Here is a 21,328-nt window from a genome sequence, read left to right on the forward strand (position 1 = left end):
CGCGCGGTCAGCCCGGGGTCACCGCCCCGCCGTAGCGTCAGCGGCATGAGTCCGAACGAGGCGGGAAGCTCTTCCTGGGACGCGATCGTGATCGGGTCCGGGATCGGCGGCCTCGTCTGCGCCGGGTACCTCGCCGCCTTCGGCCGCCGGGTGCTGGTGCTGGAGCAGCACGACGTCGCGGGCGGCAACTGCCACATGTTCCGGCGGCGGCGCTCCTACGAGTTCGACATCGGCGTGCACTACCTCGGCGACTGCGGGCCCGGCGGGCTGCTCCCGTCGCTGCTGGCCGGGCTCGGCGTCGGCGACCGGGTGCGGTTCCGCCGGCTCGACCCGGACGGCTTCGACCGGATCGTGCTGCCTGGCCTGCGCTTCGACGTGCCGGAAAGCTGGTCCCGGTACGGAGACCGGCTGCTCGAAACCTTCCCGGCGGAGGCTGCGGGGCTTCAGGAGTACCTCGCGATCTGCGGCGAGATCGCCGCGGCGGCCCGGTATTCGGCGAGCTCCAGACCGGTGCTAGGCAACTCGGCCGCGGTGGTGCGGTGGAGCCGACGCAGCCTGAGCCGTCTGTTTGACCATTGTGGACTGTCGGTGGCCGCGCGTACGGTGCTGGCCGCGCAGTCCGGAAATTATGCGTCATCGCCAGCGAATACCGTTGTCGCGGCACACATCCGCATGCTTGACGACTACCTGACCGGGGGTGCGTACTACCCCGAAGGCGGCGGCCAGATGCTGGCCGCCGCACTGGTAGAACAGCTCGAAACCCACGGCGGTCAGCTGCGTACCAAAGCGCGCGCCGCGCGGATCCTGATCGAGCACGGCCGCGTAGCCGGTGTCGAGCTGGCCGACGGAGAAATACTGCGCGCACCGCTGGTGGTGTCCAATGCGGACTATCGCCGCACGGTGCTGGAGTTGTGCGGCGGCCGGGAAAACCTTCCCGAGGGCATCGTCCGGCGCACCGAAGACGCGGTCATGCGACTGCCGTTGGTGACCAGCTATGCCGTCGTGGACACGGAGTTGGTTGAAGCGTCCGAGGCCAACATCTGGTACTGGCCGAGCGGCGACGTCGAGAGTGCTTACGCCCGAACGGAAGCGGGCCAATTCGACGAGCTGCCGTTCGTGTTCATCTCGTCCGCCTCGCACAAGGACCCCGGCAACCCCGCCGTCTGCCCGCCCGGCTACACGAACCTCCAGATCATGACCGCGTGCCCGCCCGGCTACGAGCAGTGGGGCGTAACCGACGGACCAGCCTCCGGCCTCCGCTATCGGCGCGTGGCCGAATACCGTGCGGCCAAAGAGAAACTCGCCGCCTGTCTGCTCGACCGTGCCGAAGAGGTGCTGGGCCCGTTCCGCGACCGCATCGTCTACCTCGAATCGGCCACCCCGCTCACGCAAGAGCGCTACACCCTCGCCACCGGCGGAGCCGCGTACGGGCTGCAGTCCTGGGGTCCGCACGGACGACGGCCGGACGTGCGCACCGCCGTCGAAGGACTGTTCGTCGCCGGACAGGACATCCACGGCGGGGGAGTCGTCGGCGCCGCGGTCGGCGGGGCGCAGTGCGCCGAAGCGATCCTCGACCGGCCGGTGCTGGCCGAAGCGTACGACGGCGCGGTCTTCGCCGACCGCGCCCTGCTGCCCGAACGCGGCCACGACTGGGATCCGCTGCGGATTTCCCGTGGCCAGGCCCGCCGCGACGCCCGCGGATTCGCTCCGATGGCGCGCTGAACCCCTGGTAAAAGAAGGAGAGTCATGACTGAGACCGCGCAGACCCTGACCGAGGACCGGATCGTCGAGGGCATCACCGGCGCGCTGGGCACGGTGCTCGAACGGGACGTCGCCGACCTGTCCGCGGACACCCGGCTGTCCGACGCCGGCCTCGACTCGACCGGCGTGCTGGAACTGCTGATGCAGCTCGAGGACACGTTCGGCATCGAGTTCGACACCGAGAACCTGGAGATGCAGCACTTCGAATCGGTGCGTTCGCTCGCCGCGTTCGTCATCGCGGAAATCCGTGCCTGACCCGGCACCGTGGCAGGAGTACCGGCGCGTCGCCCGGGAACAGGGCGTCGCGCCCGCACTCAAGCTGCTGCGGACGACGCGGCGGCACGGCGCGATCTCGGCGGTCCCGGCGGGAGAACTGCCCGCCGGGACGGAGATCTTGCGGCAAGCCGATCTTCCCGGCGGCGCGGTCGTGTTCGCCCGGGGCCTGCCGGACGCGCCCGCGGGGCCGGAGCTGGTGTGGGTGCGGCTGGGGCTTTCGCAGTGGCTGCTCGACGAGTGCCTGCGGTACCTGGGCGAGCGGCGTTCCGGCGAAGAGTCGTTGCTGCGCAAGCAGATGATCCAGGACTGCCTCGCCACGGCGCTCAACGGGCAGCTGGCGGTAGAAGCGGATCTGCTGGCGGACGAGAGCATGACCCCTGCGCGCGTGCGGTATCTGCATCAGTGTCTGTCCGATGTGGATCGTAAACTGCTCGGCCTGCTGGGCGCGAAGGGTTTCCTGGCGGGCGGACCGGGCGAGGTCGCCGACGTCTCAGAGCTGCTCGCGAGCGTGCACGAAATGGGGACGACGTGACGGGCACGGTACTGACCGAACCCTTGCTGGCGCTAAGGGATCTCGCCGCGGAATGGGCCAACGACCTCCGCGCCGCCAGAGCCGTGCTCGACCGTGATCCCGAAGCCACCGCCCAGCTCGCCGATCTGCCCGCGGTGCGCTGCATGGCGCAGCTGCTGGTCCCGGCGGAGTACGGCGCGGAAGGCATCCGGGTCGCCGGGCACCGGTTCAACGGGATGACCGCGCTGGAACGGACGGTGCTGCTGGAGGAGTTCGCGCGGGGCGACGCGGGCGCGACGCTCGCCGCACCGGGCGCGTCGATGTCCGGCGTCCTGATCGACGTACTTGGCGACGACGAACAGAAAGCCTGGTTCTACGGCAGGCTCGTCGACCGTCCAACATGGACCTTCTTCGCGCTCACCGAACCCGATGTGGGCTCCGACGCGAACGCGCTGACCACCAGCCTAACGCCCGGCCCCGACGGGGACTTCGTCCTCAACGGCCGGAAACGCTATGTCGGCAACGCTTCCCGCGCGGGGATGGGCGTGGTCTTCGCCCGCACCGCGCCCGGCCCGCTCGGCGTGCGCGCGGTCCTCGTGGACACCGCTTCCCCCGGCTTCCACGCCGAACCGCTGGGCATGCTCGGCTTGCGCGGCGCACGGTTCTGCGCCCTGGAGTTCGACGGAGTCCGCATCCCCGCGAACCGGGTGCTGGGCCGACACTTTTCCCCGACCCGGCGCGGGATGTGGGCCGCCACGCTCACGTTCAACCGGCTCCGGCCCGGCGTCGCGGCCATCGCGGTCGGCATCGCGCGGGCCGCGCACGAGTACGTCCGCGCCGAGGGCGGCCTGCGCACCGGCGGCGCGGCGGCCGAATGGGACCAGCTGGGCTACCGGATCGAGAGCGTCCGGAACCTGGTGCACCTCGCGGCGATGGAGGTCGACGCGGGCGGCAGCCGCGGCGGGCACCTCGCCTCGTCCGCGAAAGCCGAGGCGAGCCGGCTCGCCGAGGACGCGACCAGGGCCGCCTGCCGGTTCTTCGGATCGAGCGCGCGCTGGACGCATCCGTTGCTGGACAAGCTGGTTCGCGACGCGCGCGGCGTCGAGTTCATGGAAGGCGCCGCGAACATCCAGAAACTCATCGTCTTCACCGGGTTGCTCGCCGGCAAAGTCGGCAAGGGCGAGTCGTTCCCGGCGCTGAACCGCGGAGGTTTGCCGTGCGGGTGATATCCGCCCCTCAGGAGTTCACCGTCCCGGATCTGTACGTCGACCTGCGCCGGTTCGTCGGCCGCGACCTGTTCGTCAAGTGCGAGGGGTTCAACTTCGCCGGGTCGATCAAGCTCAAGGCGGCGCTGGAGATCGTCGAGCGCGCCGAGCGGGACGGCCAGCTGCGCCCCGGCGCCGCGATCGTGGAGAGCTCGTCCGGGAACATCGGCGTCGCGCTCGCGATGGTCGCCGCCAGCCGGGGATACCGGTTCATCTGCGTCACCGACGACCACTGCACGCTGTCCGCACGGCAGCTGATGCAGAACTACGGCGCCGAGGTCCACGTGCTCACCGAGCCGCATCCGACGGAAGGCCTTGTCGGCGCGCGGCAGCGAATGGTGGAGAGCCTCTGCGCGGAGCACGAGGACTACGTCTGGCTCGACCAGCACACCAACCCGGGCAACTGGACCGCGCACTACCGGACTACCGGCCCGGAGATCCTGCGCATGTTCCCCGGCCTCGACGTCCTGTTCGTCGGCACCGGCACGGCCGGGACGCTGATGGGCTGCGCCCGCTACCTGCGCGAGGCGCGCCGGTCGATCCGCGTGGTCGCGGTGGACAGCGTCGGCTCGGTGAGCTTCGGCGGCCCGCCCGGGCCGAGGCAGATTCCCGGGCTGGGCTCAGCGATCCGTCCGGCGCTGCTCGACGAGTCCTTAGTGGACGATGTGGTGCACGTCGAGGAAACCGAAACCGTCGAGATGTGCCGGACGCTGGTGCGGCACGGTTTCCTGTTCGGCGGCTCGACCGGCACCGTCGTCGCCGGTGCGCTGTCTTGGCTCGCCCGCGAGGACCGCGACCTGACTGCCGTGGCCATCTCCCCGGATCTGGGCGACCACTACCTGGACACGGTCTACCGGGACCACTGGGCCGCCGACGCGCTCGGCCGCGTGCCCGAGCAGACCACCGACCGACTTTCCGAGGTGCCGCGATGACTGCTGTCGAGACCAGCCTGCCCCTGTCCACGGCCCAGACCGACGTCTGGTTCGACGAGCAGCTGTCCGGAGGCGGCCTGGCCTACGCGATGGCCGACTACCTGGACATCTCCGGCGACCTCGACGTGACTGCGTTCGTCGAGGCATTCCGCCTGCTCACCGACGAGGCCGAATGCTTCCGCGCGCGCTTCTTCGAGGTCGACGGCGAACCGCGCCAGGTGGTCGAGCCGTTGACCGAGTTGCCGGTGCGCTTCCTGGACCTGTCCGGCGAACCGGACCCGGAGGCGGCCGCGCTCGCGTGGATGCACGAGGACTTGGCCCGGCCGTTCTCCGTCACTGATTTCCCGCTGTTCCGCGCCGCGCTGCTCACGCTCGGGCCGCGGCGGCGGTTCTGGTATCTCACCACCCACCACCTGGTCGGCGACGGGTTCAGCGCCGCGATCTGCCACCGGCGGATGGGTGAGCTGTACACGGCGGTGCTGACCGGTGCGGAGCCCGAGGGCCGTCCGCTGCCGCCGTTCCGGGACCTGCTGGAATCCGAACTCGCGTACCACACCTCGACGCACCTCGGGCGGGACCGCGAGTTCTGGAGCAGCCACTTCAGCACGGTTCCGGACCTGATCAGCTTGTCCGGCAAGGAACCCGCCCCCGCTCGCGGCTTCCTTCGCCGCACGCTCGCCCTGCCCGCCGATGCTGCCGCAGCCGCGCGGAAGGCGGTGGCGCAGGCCGGGGTGACCCTGCCGACCTTCCTGCTCGCCGCGATGGCCGCCTACACCGAACGCCTTTCCGGCATCCAAGACCTGATGCTGACCGTCCCAGTCGCCGCCCGCGCGGGTGTCCGGACGCGGACGATTCCGGGGATGATGGCGAACTACCTGCCGTTGAAAATGCAGGTCACGCCCGCGATGACCCCGTCGCTGCTGCTGAAGCAGGCTTCGCGGGAACTCGCCCGGACGCTCAAGCACCAGCGGTACCACGTCAACCAGATCCGGCGCGACATCGGCGTGCGCAGCGACGAGCGGCGGCCGTTCGGCGGTCCGTTCGTCAACGTGCTGCCCGCGGACCCCGGACTGCGGCTCGGCGACTGCGTGACCCGGGTGCGGAACCTGTCCACCGGGATCACCAACGACCTGTCGATCACCGTCCTCGACGAGCCCGGCGGCGGGATCGAACTGCACCTCAACGGGAATCCCGACCTCTACGACGAGTCCGGAGTAGACAGTCACCTGCACCGGTTCGCCGGGTTCCTGGACCGCTTCGCGCGCGCCGACCCGGACGCGCCGCTCGCGCACATCGACGTCGCCGATGCGCAGGAGCGCGAGAAACTGCTCGCGGCCGGGCTGGGCGCTAGCGGCCCGGTCGGCGCGGGCGTGGTGGAGCGAGTGCGCGCGCAGGCTCCGGATGCGGTGGCGGTGGTCGATGCCGCCGGGTCGGTGAGCTATGCGGACCTGGTCGGACAGGCCTCGGCGTTGTCGCGGCGGCTGCCGGCGGGCCGCGTGGTTGGCGTGCTCGCTGGCCCGGGGAGTGGCTTCATCTCAGCGGTTCTCGGCGTGCTGGGCGCGGGCGGTGCTTACGTGCCGCTGGATCCGACGCTGCCGTTGGCGCGGTTGCGCGACTTGGTGGCGGACAGCGGTGCGGCGTGCGTGATTGCGGCACCGGAGTTTCGGGACGTCGCCGCGGAGCTGCCGGTGGACGTCGTGGAGCTGGACGGCACGGTCGACACCGAGCTGGCCCCGGTGGTCGGCGCGGACGATGACGTGGCGTACGTGATCTTCACGTCGGGGTCGACCGGCCGTCCGAAGGGCGCGATGGTCTCGCGGCTCGGGATGATGAACCACCTGCTGGCGAAGGTCGAGGACCTCGGGCTGGGTGCGTCCGATGTGGTGGTGCAGAACGCGCCGCTGACGTTCGACGTGTCGGTGTGGCAGATGCTCGCGCCGCTCGTGGTCGGCGGTCAGGTCCGCGTGGTGGACCGGCGGGTCGCGGCGGATCCGGAGACCTTGTTCGGCCTGGGGATGTCGGTGCTGGAAGTGGTGCCGTCGTTGCTGCGGGCCGCGCTGGACTTCTGGGACGCCGGTGGTCCGCCGGAGCTGGCCGGGTTGCGCTGGCTGGTGGTGACCGGCGAGGCGTTGCCGCCGGACCTGTGCGTGCGGTGGTTCGGGTACTTCCCAGAGATCCCGCTGGTGAACGCCTACGGGCCGACGGAGTGTTCGGACGACGTGACGCACGCGGTTCTGTCCAGTGTGGACGATGTGCGCGGGGTGCGGACGCCGATCGGTCTCCCGGTGCGGAACACCCGGCTGTACGTGCTGAGCGACGAGCTGCGACCAGTCCCGGCGGGTGCGGCTGGCGAACTGTACATCGGTGGTCTGGTCGTCGGACGCGGTTACGTGGGCGATCCGGCCAAGACGGGCTCGGTGTTCGTCGCGGATCCGTTCGGCGAGCCGGGCACGCGGATGTACCGGACCGGCGACCGCGTGGTGCGCCGTTCCGATGGGGCATTGGAGTTCATCGAGCGCCGCGACTTCCAGGTCAAGATCCGCGGCCACCGCATCGAACTCGGCGAAATCGAAGCCACCCTGCGCGAACTGCCTGAGATCGCGGACGCGGTCGTGGTCGTCCGCACCGACGACACCGGGACCAAGCGGCTCGCCGGGTACCTGGTCGGGACGGAGCCGGTCGACATCCCTTCGGTGCGAAGCGAGCTGCAGCAGCGGCTGCCGGACTACCTGGTGCCGCCCGCGATGGTCGTGCTCGACGCGATGCCGTTGACCGTGCACGGCAAAGTCGATCGGGAAGCGTTGCCGGAGCCCGATTTCGCCGCCGAGGCGGTCGGCCGAGCCCCGCGCAATGCCGTCGAGGCGATTCTGTGCGACGTCCTGGCCGAAGTACTGACCGTGCCCAAGGTCTACATCGACGACAACTTCTTCGCCCTCGGCGGCGACAGCGTCAGCTCGATCCAGGTAGTGAGCCGCGCCCGCAAAGCCGGGCTGATCATCACCCCACGCGACCTGCTGGAGGCTCGCACTCCGGCGGCGATCGCGGAGAACGCGGTCCCGGCAGGGGACGAGGTTGCGCTTGAATCCGTTGCCCTGGTCGAACTCGAACCGGAAGAACTGGACGAGCTGCGAGTCGGTCCGGTCGAGGAAGTGCTTCCGCTCGCGCCGTTGCAGCAGGGCATGCTCTTCCACGCCGAACTGGACGCCGAGGGGGTGGATTTCTATGCCGTGCAAGCAATCGCAGACCTCGAAGGACCGCTCGACACCGCCGCCGTCCGGGACGCCTGCGCCACGCTGCTGACCCGGCACACCGCCCTGCGCGGATACTTCCGGCGTCGCCGCAACGGGGAACCGGTGCAGCTGGTCGCCGAATCGGTCGAACTGCCGTGGACCGAAATCGACCTGACCGTGCTGCCGGAGGACCGTCGCGTGGCGGAGCTGCGGCGACTGGTCGAGGAAGACCGGTTGCGCCGCTTCGATCTCGCCCGCCCGCCGCTGGTGCGCTTCACCCTGATCCGGATCGCCGCCGAGCGCTACCGATTCCTGTGGAGCGCGCACCACATCGCCACGGACGGCTGGTCGGTGCCCATCCTCATCGACGAGCTGGCGCAGCTTTACGCACGCGGCGCTGCGGCCGAGCTGCCAACGGTGCCGCAGATGCGCGACTACCTCGCCTGGCTTTCCCGTCAGGATCAGGAAGCTGGTCGGAAAGCTTGGCAGGATCTCCTTGACGGCCTGCCCGGGCCGACCCGCGTCGCACCAGACCTGCCTGCCGCCGCGAACCTGCCCGCGACTGTCGAGTTAGTACTGTCCGAAAGCGACTCTGCGAATCTCTATGCGTGGGCGCGGGAACACGAGCTGACGGTCAGCACGATCGTCCAGACGTGCTGGGCGATTCTCGTCGGCAGGCTGGCCGGGCAACAGGACGTGGTCTTCGGTGCGGTGGCCTCCGGACGTCCGGCGGAACTGCCCGGCGTCGAAACGATGGTCGGCATGTTCGTGAACACGGTTCCGGTGCGGGCTCGCCTCGACCCCGCTCGCCCGGTCCGCGAACTGCTCGCCGAACTGGGCCATCAACAAGCCGCAATGGTTTCCTACCAGCACATCGGGCAGGCGCAACTGAGCGGAGCCATCCCGGACAGCGGCGAACTCTTCGACACCGCAGTGGTGTTCGAGAACGTCCCCGCCGGCGACGGCGGCCCGCTGGTGAAACTCGGCGAGGACGTCCGCGTGGTCGACGCGGTGACGCTCGATTCGCGCCACTACCCGCTCAGCCTCGTCGTGGAACCGCGCGGCTCCCTCGTCTTCCGCTTCGACTACCTCCGCGAGGCCTTCGGCGACGACCGCGTCCACGCGCTGGCGCAGCAGTTCCAGGCGCTGCTCGACACAGTGCTCGGTCACCCGGACCGCCTGCTCGGCCGGATCGACGTGGTGGCAGAACCCTCGGAGACCTTCCTGCTGGGCACGCCCGGTCCGGTCGGTGCGGGCGTGGTCGAGCGGGTGCGCACACAGGCCCCGGACGCTCTGGCGGTGGTTGATGACTCCGGATCCGTGAGTTATGCGGAACTGGTAGGACTGGCCTCGGCGCTGTCTAGGCGCTTGCCTCCGGGGCGAGTGGCGGGTGTGCTCGCCGGTCCCGGTATCGGCTTCATTTCAGCCGTTCTCGGAGTCCTGGGCGCAGGCGGCGCGTATGTGCCGCTGGATCCGACTGTGCCGCTCGCTCGCCTGCAAGGCCTGGTGGAGGACAGCGGCGCGGCGTGCGTGATCGCGGCGCCGGAGTTCCGGGAGCTGGCGGCCAGTCTGCCGGTGGACGTCATCGAGCTGGACGGCGTCGTCGACACCGAACTGGCTCCGGTCGTCGGTGCTGACGACGATGTCGCGTACCTGATCTTCACGTCCGGCTCCACCGGCCGTCCCAAGGGTGCGATGGTGTCGCGACTCGGGATGGTCAACCACCTGCTGGCCAAGGTGGAAGACCTGTCCCTGAAGCCGTCGGATGTGCTGGTGCAGAACGCCCCGCTGACTTTCGACGTGTCGGTGTGGCAGATGCTCGCGCCCCTGATGGTCGGCGCTCAAGTCCGCGCGGTGAGCCGGGAGACGGCGGCTGATCCGGACGCGCTGTTCGGCTTGGGCATGTCGGTGCTGGAAGTCGTGCCCTCGCTGCTGCGCGCGGCGTTGGATTTCTGGGACGCAGGCAGCCCGCCGAACCTGGACGGTCTGCGCTGGCTGGTCGTCACCGGCGAGGCCTTGCCGCCGGACCTGTGCGTGCGGTGGTTCGAGTACTTCCCGAACATCCCGATGGTGAACGCCTACGGCCCGACGGAATGCTCCGACGACGTGACCCACGCCGTTCTGTCCAGTGTGGACGATGCACAGGGACTGCGGGTCCCGATCGGCCTCCCGGTACGGAACACCCGGCTGTACGTGCTGGGCGACGAGCTGCGGCCGGTTCCGCCGGGCGCGGCAGGGGAGTTGTACGTCGGCGGCTTGGTCGTCGGCCGCGGCTACGTCGGTGACCCGGTCAAGACCGGTGCAGTGTTCGTAGCCGACCCGTTCGGCGAGCCGGGCACCCGGATGTACCGGACCGGTGACCGCGTGGTGTGCCGGGCTGATGGCGCGCTGGAGTTCGTGGAACGCCGGGACTTCCAGGTCAAGATCCGCGGCCATCGCATCGAACTAGGCGAGATCGAAGCCGGTCTGCTCGCGCAGGAATCCGTCACCGAGGCGGTAGTCGTCGTGCAGGGCTCCGACGCGGCCAACCGGCACTTGGTCGGCTATGTCGCGGGAACCGCCCGCCCCGAGGATCTGCAAGCCCAGTTGGCCGAACTGCTGCCCGCGTACCTGGTCCCCAGCGCGATCGTCGTGCTCGACCGGCTCCCGCTGACCGCACACGGCAAGGTCGACCGCAAAGCCCTGCCCGCACCGGAAAACCTGACCGGACAAGAGAAACGCGGCCCTCGCACCCCGGTCGAGGAACAACTGACCCGGCTCTACGCCGAGGTGCTGGGCCTGCCCGAAGCCGGAATCGACGACGACTTCTTCGAACTCGGCGGCCATTCCCTCCTGGCCACCGCGCTGGTCAGCCGGATCCGGTCGGAACTGGACGTCGAACTGCCGCTGCGAGACCTCTTCGAAGCCCGTACCGTCGCCGCATTGGCCGGACGGCTCGCGTCCGCCGGCCAAGCACGCGCGGCGTTCCGCAAACTGGACCGTCCCGATCCGCTGCCGCTGTCGTACGCCCAGCAGCGCATGTGGTTCCTCAACCGGCTCGAAGGCGAACACGGCGGCTACACCATCCCCCTCGCCGTGCGGCTCTCCGGAGAGCTGGACCGCTCGGCGCTCGCCGCGGCCGTCGACGATCTGATCGCACGCCACGAAATCCTGCGCACCGTTTTCCCCGACACCGACGGCGTCCCGTACCAGCGCGTCCTCGACGCGGGGGAGTCCCTGCGCACCGCGCCGATGCCCACTGACCTGACGGCAGCCCTGGAAGAAGAAGTCGCCCGGGGCTTTGACCTAGCCACCGACCTTCCGTTGCGCAGCAAGCTCTTCGGCCCCGCCGAGAACGGCGACCACGTCCTCCTGCTGGTGCTGCACCACATCGCCGGAGACGCCTGGTCCGTCGACGTGCTCGCTCGCGACCTCGCCACCGCCTACGAGGCCCGGCGGTCCGGAAAGACCCCAGAGTGGACAGAACTGCCCGCCCAGTACGCGGATTACTCGGTCTGGCAACACTCCCTCCTGGACGACACCAAGGACGGTGAATCCGCCCGCCTGCTGAAGCACTGGCGGGAATCGCTCGCCGGAATGCCGGGCGAACTGGCATTGCCGGTCGACCTGCCCCGCCGTGCCTCAGCGGGATACCACGGCGGAACCATCGAGTTCGAGGTGCCGTCCGCCGTGCACCGGGGCCTCGCGCGACTCGCGCACGAGCAAGGGGCGAGTCTGTTCATGGTCGTCCAGGCCGCGCTGGCGACGCTGCTCACCCGCCTCGGTGCGGGAACCGACATCCCGCTCGGCAGCCTGGTCGCCGGACGTCCGGACGAAGCCGTGCACGACCTCGTCGGCTTCTTCGTCAACACGCTCGTCCTGCGCACCGACACCAGCGGCGACCCGCACTTCGCCGACCTGGTCGCGCGGGTCCGCGACGCCGACCTCGCCGCCTACGCCCACCAGGACCTGCCCTTCGAACGGCTGCTGGAGGCGACGCAACCTGCTCGGTCGATGTCGCGCCAGCCGTTGTTCGGGGTGCTGTTGTCCTTCTACGACGTGCCGCCGTCCGAAGTCAGTCTCGGCAGCCTGACCGCGCGGCCCGAACTGCTGGCTCCGACACACAAGAAGTTCAAATTCGACCTGACCTTCCAACTCGGCCAGCACAAGGGAGAGCGCGGCCTGGAAGGCACCCTCGAGTACAACGCCGACGCGTTTACCGCGGAAGCCGCGCAGCTCCTCGTCGACCGGCTGACGCTTCTCCTGACGGCCGCCGCCGAAGATCCCGAGCAGCCGCTGAGCCGGATCGACTTGCGCACTTCCGTCGAGCGGGCCACCTCAGCCGTATCGGCCCCCGACGTTCCCGACGGCTTGCTGGTTCCAGGGGACATCGGTCTGCGCGAGCAAGCCAACCGCCTGGCCCGGGCCTTGCAGGAGCAGGGCGCGGGTCCGGGGGAGACGGTGACCGTCGACCTGCCGCCGGGCCGCGACCGCTGGGCAGCGATCTTCGCCGTCCTCGCCATCGGCGCAGCCTGGACGCCGAGCGGGCCGTCTCACTACACAGTTCCCGCGGACGTGTCCAGATTCGCCGACACCGACCTCGAGGTGTCACTGTCCGGGGCGGAGTTGGCGTATCGCGGAGAAGCGGTCTTCAGCCGAGCCTCCCTGGCCGCGACAATCGCTGCCCTGCTGACCGAATTGCCGCTCACGGCCAGCGATCGCGTCCTGGCACCGGACACTGAGTTCGCGTTCCCGGTCGTGCTGGCCGCGTTGCACGTCGGCGCGGTGGTGACCGTCGCGCCTGCCGCCGAGATCGCGGAACTCGCCTCGTCGGTGGACCCGAGCGTCGTGGTCGTGACCCCGAGCATCGCGAAAATGCTCGCGCTGCGACCGGGCACCCGGGTGCTGAACTTCGGCGAAGCATTTCTCGACGGCGCACTCAACTGCGAGGGCACCGCGGCGTCCGGTTGGCTTTCGCTGGTCAACGGACGCTCGTTCGCGCACAGCCGCGCCGACGTCCTCGACCAGAGTCGGCAATCAGTGCCTCGCGGCGGCCGAGGAGAGCTGTACGTCGCTGGCGCACCCACCGGCCTCCCCGCCCGCCTCCGCTTGGACGGAACCGTCGAAGTGATCCGCGAGGCCCAGGTACGCGGCTTCGCGATCCCGCTCGGGCAAATCGAGGCGGCCCTGCATCGCCAACCCTCGGTCGCCGCGGCCGTCGTCATCGCCGAGGACGACTTGATCGCCTACGTCATCCCGCAATGGGAACGCGGCGTCGACCCGGTAGCCCTGCGGGAAGCGCTGGCAGCCGAACTCCCCGATTACCTGATTCCGACCGCGTTCACCGAACTGGACGCCATCCCCGTCGCCCCGGACGGATCCCTGGACCGCGCCGCGTTGCCCGCTCCCACCGCGCAAACCCACCAGGACACGAGCGAAACCGTCGAACTGCTGCGAGCTGCTTTCGCGGACACCCTCGGCATTGCTGACGTCGACGTCCAGACCGGTTTCTTCGAACTGGGCGGCAACAGCCTGCAGTCCGTCCGCCTGGTCGCGCTAGCCCGCCGAGCCGGACTCCGGCTGACCGTGGCCGATGTCCTGACCCACGGCAGCGTCGAACGTCTGGCCGCGCTAGCCGAACGGGCCGAACCCGACCTGGCAGACCTGCCGGACCCGTTCGCACCGGTGCTGCCGATCCGCCCGACCGGGTCGAACCCGCCGCTGTTCTGCCTGCACGCCGGACTCGGCCTAAGCCTGCCTTACCTCGGTCTGGCGGCACACCTGCCGGACCGTCCGATCTACGGCCTCCAATCACCGGGAATCAGCGGCACCGAACAGTTCCCGGCCTCCGTCGAACAGGTCGCTGAGGACTACCTGAACCACATCCGCCGGATCCAGCCGCACGGCCCGTACCACCTGCTCGGCTGGTCCTACGGCGGCCTGCTGGCCTTCGAACTGGCCGTCCGCCTTGAGTCCGAAGGCGAAACGGTCGGCTCACTGTCCATCTTGGACAGCTACCCGCAGGACGGTTCCGAAACCGCACCGACCCGGCACGAACTGCTCGTCGACTTCCTGGAGCATGTGGGCTTCCACGACACCGACGCCGGTACCGAGCTGACCCCAGCCGACGTCATCGCCGTGCTGCGCAACGGCGACAGCAGACTGGCCGACATCGGCGAAGAACGCATGACCCGCGTCCTCGCCGTGATGGACAACAACGCGTCCCTGGCTCACCAGTACCGCCCGGCGAGAGTCACCGGCGCGGTCGAGCTGTTCGTCGCCGACGAGGGATTGACCGACGCCGAGGTGGCCGAACGAGCGGGCCGCTGGGTGCCGCACGTGGCCGGACCGGTGCGGACACACCGGATCGGCTGCGGCCACGAATACCTGATGGACCCGCGACCGCAGGCCGAGGTCGGCGCCGTGGTGGCGGAAACGCTGAGCATCGGAAGCGAGGAGTCGCAGTGACCACGATGACTACCCCGGCGAACCCGCCGCGGGCAGCGGCGTTCGTCGAAACGTTCGCACTGGCCGGCCGTCGGCTGATCCACCTGCGCCAAGTGCCCGGCCGGCTCCTCGCCATCACCCTGAACTCCCTGATCACCATGCTGGCCATCGGCTACGTCTTCAAGGGCGCGGTGAGCGTCGAAGGCGGCGGCAGCTACCCGGAATTCCTCTTCCCGGCCGCGCTCATGCAAGTCGGCCTCGCCGGAGTCGCACCGACCGCGATCGCGGTGGCGATGGACCTCAAAGGCGGCCTGACCGACCGATTCCGCTCCCTGCCGATCTCTCGTCCCGCCGTGCTGTTCGGCCACACCATCGGCGACGCACTGGTCGGATTCATCGCGCTGGCGATCGTTGCCGGGATCGGGCTGGCCGTCGGCGGCCGCGTGCACGCCGGATTCCCCGCGCTGCTAGCCGGATTGGCCGTGCTCGCCCTGTTCCTCTACGTGATGATCTGGGTCGGCGTGCTGCTCGGGCTTTCGATGGGCAATCCCGAATCGATCGACGGCGTCGGCGCGGTGCTGACGCTCGGGCTTTCCTTCCTGTCCAACGCTTTCATGGCGGTCAGCCAGCTTCCGTCGTGGGTGCGGCCGATCGCCGAATGGAACCCGGTCAGCTCCGTCACCACGCTGTGCCGCCAGCTGTGGGGCGTGCCGGTGCCCGCGGACGATTCGTTCCCCGCCCAGCATCCCGGCATCGTCGTCGCGGTGACGCTGGTCGTGCTTTTCGCCGCGGCGACCCTGCTGAGCTTCCGCCGTTACCGCCTCGCCTAACCGATCCGGAGTATGCGATGACAAACCCGTTTGACGACCAGAACGGCGCGTTCCTGGTCCTGGTCAACGACGCACAGCAGTACAGCCTCTGGCCCTCCTTCGCGGAAATCCCGCCGGGCTGGCGGGTTTCGCTCGGCGAGAGCAGCCGCGAAGAAGCCCTCGCGCACATTTCGGGCCGCTGGACCGATCTGTCGCCCGAGAACGTCCGGGAAGCAGGCTGACATGGCACACGGAGAACTCGCGATCGAAGCCGAAGGGCTCCGCAAACGCTACGGCGACCACGAAGCGCTCGCCGGCGTCGACCTCGCGGTCCCGCCCGGCACGGTCCTGGGTTTGCTCGGCCCCAACGGCGCGGGCAAAACCACCACCGTCCGGATGCTCGCGACCCTGCTTCCGCCGGACGGCGGCCGCGCGCTGGTCGCCGGGCACGACATCGTGGCGGAACGCAAGCAGGTCCAGCGGCACATCGCGCTCGCCGGCCAGTACGCGGCCGTCGACGAACTGTTGACCGGTCGGCAAAACCTGGTGCTGCTGGGCCGTCTCCTGCACCTCGGCCGTCGAGGCGCGCGCGCCCGCGCGGGAGAACTGCTGGAGCGGTTCAACCTGGTCGAGGCGGCGGACCGCGCGGTCGGCACGTACTCGGGCGGGATGCGTCGCCGCCTGGACCTCGCGACCTGCCTGGTGGCGCGGCCCTCGGTGCTGTTCCTCGACGAGCCGACCACCGGGCTCGACCCGGCGAGCCGGATGGGCCTGTGGACGATGGTCCGCGAACTGGTCAGCGAAGGCGTCACGGTCCTGCTCACCACGCAGTACCTCGAGGAGGCCGACTACCTCGCCGACCGGATCGTGGTCATCGACAAGGGCCGGAGCGTCGCGGAGGGAACCGCGGACGAGCTCAAGCGCAAGGTCGGCCGGGAACGGCTGGAAGTCGCCGTCGCGCATCCCGAAGGTCTCGCGGACGCAGTGGCGGCGCTGACCCCGGTCGCGGTCGGCGTCCCGGTCGTCGACGAACGCCGGTGCAGCATCTCCCTCGAATTGCTCGACGAGAGCGGCGGGATCGCGGCGGCGGCGAACGCGTTGCACGAACGCGGCGTCGCGCTGGCGGACTTCGCGCTGCGCCGGCCGACCCTCGACGAAGCCTTCCTCGACCTCACCGGGCACCCGACCACCGGGTGATTTCCCGGTCTACTTTCGCGCAGCCCCCGGCCCGGTCCGCCGCCACCAGCGGACCGGGCCGGCTAGCGAGAGCAGCAAGGGCAGCAGCACCAGCCGGATCACCAGCACATCCATCGCCAGCGCCGCCGCGGCCGCCCAGCCGAACTCGCTCAGCGCGCCAGTGCCAGCGATCCCGAGAGCGCTGAAGACCCCGATCGACACCACGCTCGCGCTGGAGATCGCCACGGTGCCGCGACGCAGCCCCTCCGCGAGCACGTGCTGGGGCGACATCCCAGTCAGCGCTTCGACCCGGAAGTGATGCAGCAGGCAGACGTGCATGTCGGTCGTGGGCGCGGCGAGCACCGCCACCAACGCCACCGGCAGCCATGTCGGGGTCGGCGGGTCCATGCAGGTGAGCATGGTCAGCGCGAAGAGCGCGGACAGCACCGAAAGCACCGCGGTCGTCAGCGTGACCACCACCGGCCGGAAGGCCGTGATCACCGCCAGCGAAGTCAGTCCGATCAGCAGCGCCAACGGCAACGGCGGCAGCGTCGGCGACTCGAGGTAGCGGTAGACGACGAAACCGAGCGCGGCGGCGGCGCACACCAGCGTCCCGATGAGCCCCACTGCGCTGCGGTAGCGCCAAGTTGCTGGCAGGCGGGCAACGAACCGGGGCAGCCAGTGCCACTGGAACGACCGCCGCACGGGAAGCGCGCTTCGCGTCAGCAGCACCGGGAGCAGCGTCAGCGCCGCAGCGGCTTCTACGAGAATCACCAGGACCACGGCCGCCGCCAGCCGCATGACCTGCGGCTCGCCGGTCAAGTACAGCCCGGTCATCGCGGTCAGCATCGCGAGCCCGGTGACGAGCGCGGTCCGTCCAGCCGTCGAGGCGACGATCTGTGCGGTGTCTGAGACGTTGTGCTTGCCCGGCGGCATCTCCTGCTGCCGACGGACCGCGAACAGCAGATGGTTGGCCCCGCTCGTGACGCCCGGCAGGAGAACGAGGTTCCAGCTGCCGAACGAGCCCGCTCCTTCGGCAGCCGCCAGCAGCACCCCGAGCGCGCTGACGCCGACTGTCGCGAGATAGCCGAACGCGATCGCGGCCAGCCGCACCGAACCCAGCACCAGCACCAGCAGCAGCGCGGTGAGCAGGCAGCCGACCGCGAGGACGGAACCGGCCGACGGTGCTCCCGGCTGGGCGGAGCCGCCGGTCGCGGCGGCGAGACCCTCGCTCGCCGCCGCGACCAGGAACAGCAGCCACGCGCACAGCACCGGGCCGGGGTGTCCGGCACACCAGCGCGCGAGACGGAGCAGAGGTAGCGTTCGCAATTGCCGCACTCCTTGGGCCGCTTCAGGCCTCCCGCCGCGCAGGCGGCAAGCCGGACGGTCTAAGGATGGCTCCTCGTGATCGTGCGCACACTGGGCGTGGCACCTCGATTTCGAGTGGTACTAGCTCCCGAGCGCGGCGGGCGGGGCGAGCGCCGCGTCTCCGTAGAGGTCGGCCACCCACTGGTCGTGGTAGACCGTGTCGAGGTAGCGGTCGCCGAGATCGGGGGCGACCGCCACCGCGGTGAAGCTCTCGCCGTGCGCGTGCCGGTCGAGCCAGTGCAGCGCTCCGGCGACGACGGTGCCGGTCGAGCCGCCGAACAGGAAACCCGCCCGGACGAGATGGCGGCACATGCGCACGGTGGCGAGTTCCGGCACGTGCACCACCTCGTCCACATAGGACTCGTCGAGCAGCGCGGGCCGGACCCCGGTGCCGAGACCGGGGATCATCCGCGGGGCGGCCGGGGTCCCGAAAGTCACCGAACCCACGGTGTCGATGGCCACCACGCGCATTTCGGGGCAGTGTTCGCGCAGGTACCGCGCGCACCCCATCAGCGTGCCGGTAGTGCCCGCCCCGATGAACGCCACGTCGGCATCGGGGAACGAGTTCGCGATCTGCGGACCGGTGGTGCGGTAGTGCGCCTGCCAGTTGCCCGCGTTCGCGTACTGGTTGAGCCACACCCGGTCGTCGCCCTCGGCGCACAGCCGCCGCACGTGCGCGATCCGCGCGCCGAGCAACCCGTCCTTCGGATGCGGTTCGGTGATCACGTGCACCTCGGCGCCGAGCGTCTGCATCAACTGCCGGGCGCCGAGGGTGCAGCGGGAATCGGTGACGCAGATGAACCGGTAGCCCCGGCTGGTGGCGACGAGGCTCAGCGCCACTCCGAGGTTGCCCGACGAACTCTCCACGAGGGTCGCGCCGGGCGCCAGCGTGCCGTCCAGTTCGGCGGCGTCGATCATCTCGGTCGCGGCCTTGATCTTGATCGAACCGGCGAAGTTGAAGCCCTCGCATTTGAGGTAGAGCGATCGCCCGGTACACCCGTTCAGGTCGACGAACAGGTCGCCGACGTTGAACTCGTGCGGGCTGGTGATGATCGGCATCGGCTCAGCGCTTGCCGTAGCGGTCGAGTTCGAAGAAGAAGTCGCCGACCTCGTGCAGTTCGCCGCGGCGGCGCAGTTCGTCCAGGACGTGCTTGCCGACCGCGAGGTCCAGCACGCCGAGGCCGAACGGCGAGAACACCAGCGGCTGATCAGCGTCTAGGGCGAGTGCCCCGGACATGACGTCGAAGAGGGTGCCGTCGAGGAAGTCGCGTCCGCCGGTGGCCTGTTCGGCCAGGTGCACCGACGTGTTGGCCTTCAGGCAATGCTCGACGTCGTCGACCACGTTCGCCGACGCGAGGATCACCTCGGTGGACAGGTCGCGCAGGGACACGTTCAGCACCAGCGGGTTGTGGCTGAACCAGGCCGGGTCGTGCACGTGCGGTTCGCCGGCGACGGTGGCGAACACGATCAGGTCGCTGCCGCGGATCAGTTCCTCCGCGCTCTCGCGCACCGAGATCCCGCTCGCGCCGGTGCTCTCCAGGTAGCCCCGGAACCCCGCGGCGTGCTCGGCGGAGAGGTCGAACACCGCGGTCTCGTCGAAGTCCCAGCCGGTGCCGATCAGGAACCGGTGCACGTACCGCGCGATGAGCCCGGTGCCGACGAACCCGAGCCGCCTCGGTCGTTCGCCGCGCCGGCTGAGCCAGTCGGCCGCCAGCGCCGCCGACGCCGCCGTCCGGCTGGCGCTGATGATCGAGCTTTCCATGCAAGCCAGCGGGTAGCCGGTCGCCTGGTCATTGAGAATCAGCACGGCCGACGCGCGCGGCAGCCCGGTGCGGACGTTCTCCGGGAAGCTCGAGATCCACTTGATCCCGTCCACCGCGACCTCCCCGCCGACCGAGGCGGGCAGCGCGATGATCCGCGCGGACGGCCGGTCCGGGAACCGGAGGAAGTAGGAGGGCGGGTTGACGGTCGCCTGCTGGCCATGCAGCCGGTAGGTCGCTTCGATCAGTTCGACGAGTTGTTTCTCGGCGCCGTCGAGCACCTGGTGCACCTGGGCTCCGGACACGACGGCGAACTCCGGAACGCTAGCGGTTTCGGTCACAGAACTTCCTTAGTCTTCAGCTGGGCGGAAACGGATGCTCAGTCCTGCTGCAGGACGGCCAGCGCGCGTTCGACCCGCGCGTCGACGCGGTCGACCTCGGCGACCGAATCCCCGATGAGCACGCCGTAGAGGCGGCCGGCGAACGGGGCACCGTCCGCGGTCTGCGCACCGGCGTTGACGGTGGCGAAGTTGTTCACCAGCAGGCCGCTGCCCGCGCCGTCGAACAGCAGGTCGCCGAGCACGTCGCGGACCCGGTCGAAGCCGACGCTGGCGCCGAGCCGCAGCGAGTAGTGCCGGGCCATCGCGGTCTCGCCCGCGGTGACGAAGCGTTCCTGGATCGGCACCTGATAGGTGGACATGTTGTTGCGGGCATTGATTTCCAGCACCGGAAAGACGCCGCCGTCCAGCTCGACGATCGCGTCCACTCCCACGACGCCGTAGTAGCCGTCGGCGGCGAGCTGCCCGCCGAGCGCCTGCGCCGCGGACTGGATGATCTCGATCTGCGCTTCGTCCAGCCGAGGCGGGATCCGGTGTCCTTTGTGGACGCCGTTGTCGGTGATCAGTTCCTTGACGAAGTCGAAGTGCACCGAACCGTCGCGGCCCACGGTGAACTGGTAGTTGAGGTCGGCGCGCTTGTCGACCCACTCCTCGACGACGAACGCGATCCGATCCCGGCCCTTGCGCCGCGCGGTCGCGGAGATCATCCGGCGCAACCGGTCGAGCCTGCGTTCGTCGGAGACCACCGAGATCCCCTTGCCGGACACCCCGAACGCCTCCTTGACGACGACCCGCCGTCCGGTGGCGAGCACCGAGGCCGCCTCGGTGACGGCCTCGTCGAGTAGGTCGAGCGTGTCACACGCCCAACCATTCGGCTGCCGCAATCCGAGTTGCGTCGCGATGCGCCGGCTGTAGATTTTGCTGTTCACCGCCTTGCACCGAGCCGCGTCAGGCGCGGCCAACGGCAACCCAGTCGCGGTGGACAGCTCTTCCTCCACCGCCGAGACGCCGTGCGCGAGCAGATGCGCTTCGTCGGTACGCAGCGCGGAAAGCGCGGCGATCAACCACGGATCGTGCAGCGCGTCCTGGCTGACCGTGCGCGCCGGGTCGGGATCCGTGATCACGTGGATCTGCGGCAGGTCCAGCCCGAGGCCCTCCAGATAACTGCGGTAACCGGGATCGGGGGCGTGCTTGAGCACCACGTGGTCCCGCTTCCCGCCCAGCAGCAACGCGAACTCGTCCATGCTGTTCACGACCGCCATGCCGCCCGGAGCGGACACCCTGGGCAGCCCCTGTTCGTCGCGAGCCCACTGTTCTTCGACCTCGAAGTTGCCGACGAACACCAACGGGCGGTCGGCCGTGCCCAGAACCGCGGTCTTGAGCCGCGGGATGAAACCGTTGTCGGCGCTCATGACGTCCTTTCGCCAGCGCACGGATAGGACGCGGCACGCGCTGCCTGCGCTGCCGCTGGGGAGG

At 69.7% G+C, this 21,328-nt stretch carries 13 protein-coding genes; 9 read left to right on the forward strand and 4 right to left on the reverse strand.

The window, feature by feature from the left end; all coding sequences use genetic code 11:
* Positions 1–45: 45 nt before the first annotated feature.
* The 9 genes from ACWDNU_RS03880 to ACWDNU_RS03920 are packed head-to-tail and all read left to right on the forward strand — an operon-like array spanning position 46 to position 16,407.
* A complete protein-coding gene (locus ACWDNU_RS03880) occupies positions 46–1,722 on the forward strand; it encodes a phytoene desaturase family protein (RefSeq protein ID WP_449667655.1) in 1,677 nt (558 codons plus the stop codon).
* A 24-nt stretch (positions 1,723–1,746) separates the two neighbouring features.
* Positions 1,747–2,016, forward strand: a complete 270-nt coding sequence (locus ACWDNU_RS03885; RefSeq protein WP_370939849.1) for an acyl carrier protein — start codon at positions 1,747–1,749, stop codon at positions 2,014–2,016.
* The gene (locus ACWDNU_RS03890; protein WP_449667656.1) at positions 2,009–2,569 is read left to right on the forward strand and encodes a DUF2786 domain-containing protein; all 561 of its coding nucleotides are present in this window, start codon (positions 2,009–2,011) and stop codon (positions 2,567–2,569) included. The genes ACWDNU_RS03885 and ACWDNU_RS03890 overlap by 8 nt, the downstream gene beginning before the upstream one ends.
* Positions 2,566–3,774 (forward strand): acyl-CoA dehydrogenase family protein, encoded by a 1,209-nt coding sequence (locus ACWDNU_RS03895; protein ID WP_449667657.1) that lies wholly within the window; start codon positions 2,566–2,568, stop codon positions 3,772–3,774. Before ACWDNU_RS03890 ends, ACWDNU_RS03895 begins: the two co-directional genes overlap by 4 nt.
* The gene (sbnA, locus tag ACWDNU_RS03900) at positions 3,765–4,745 is read left to right on the forward strand and encodes a 2,3-diaminopropionate biosynthesis protein SbnA (protein ID WP_370939846.1); all 981 of its coding nucleotides are present in this window, start codon (positions 3,765–3,767) and stop codon (positions 4,743–4,745) included. The genes ACWDNU_RS03895 and sbnA (ACWDNU_RS03900) overlap by 10 nt, the downstream gene beginning before the upstream one ends.
* The gene (locus ACWDNU_RS03905; RefSeq protein ID WP_449667658.1) at positions 4,742–14,422 is read left to right on the forward strand and encodes an amino acid adenylation domain-containing protein; all 9,681 of its coding nucleotides are present in this window, start codon (positions 4,742–4,744) and stop codon (positions 14,420–14,422) included. The genes sbnA (ACWDNU_RS03900) and ACWDNU_RS03905 overlap by 4 nt, the downstream gene beginning before the upstream one ends.
* Positions 14,423–14,427: 5 nt before the next feature.
* Positions 14,428–15,231, forward strand: coding sequence for an ABC transporter permease (locus ACWDNU_RS03910; RefSeq protein ID WP_449667714.1), 804 nt, complete (start codon positions 14,428–14,430; stop codon positions 15,229–15,231).
* A 17-nt stretch (positions 15,232–15,248) separates the two neighbouring features.
* Positions 15,249–15,452 carry an MbtH family protein gene (locus ACWDNU_RS03915; RefSeq protein ID WP_370939842.1) on the forward strand — a complete coding sequence of 68 codons (204 nt, stop codon included), beginning with the start codon at positions 15,249–15,251 and terminating at the stop codon, positions 15,450–15,452.
* Between the two features lies 1 nt (position 15,453).
* Positions 15,454–16,407, forward strand: coding sequence for an ATP-binding cassette domain-containing protein (locus ACWDNU_RS03920; protein ID WP_354741246.1), 954 nt, complete (start codon positions 15,454–15,456; stop codon positions 16,405–16,407).
* Between the two features lie 9 nt (positions 16,408–16,416).
* On the opposite strand, the gene ACWDNU_RS03925 is transcribed toward ACWDNU_RS03920, so the two are convergent.
* The 4 genes from ACWDNU_RS03925 to ACWDNU_RS03940 all read right to left on the reverse strand — a co-directional run bounded on the left by ACWDNU_RS03925 (position 16,417) and on the right by ACWDNU_RS03940 (position 21,264).
* Entirely contained in the window at positions 16,417–17,715 is a 1,299-nt protein-coding gene (locus ACWDNU_RS03925; protein WP_449667659.1) for an MMPL family transporter, read from the reverse strand.
* Positions 17,716–17,835: 120 nt separating this feature from the next.
* Positions 17,836–18,813, reverse strand: coding sequence for a 2,3-diaminopropionate biosynthesis protein SbnA (gene sbnA / locus ACWDNU_RS03930; protein WP_449667660.1), 978 nt, complete (start codon positions 18,811–18,813; stop codon positions 17,836–17,838).
* 4 nt (positions 18,814–18,817) lie between these two features.
* Positions 18,818–19,855 (reverse strand): 2,3-diaminopropionate biosynthesis protein SbnB, encoded by a 1,038-nt coding sequence (gene sbnB / locus ACWDNU_RS03935; RefSeq protein WP_449667661.1) that lies wholly within the window; start codon positions 19,853–19,855, stop codon positions 18,818–18,820.
* 38 nt (positions 19,856–19,893) lie between these two features.
* Positions 19,894–21,264, reverse strand: a complete 1,371-nt coding sequence (locus ACWDNU_RS03940; protein WP_449667662.1) for a preATP grasp domain-containing protein — start codon at positions 21,262–21,264, stop codon at positions 19,894–19,896.
* Positions 21,265–21,328: the final 64 nt, after the last annotated feature.

The sequence above is a fragment of the Amycolatopsis sp. NPDC003676 genome (assembly GCF_053587275.1).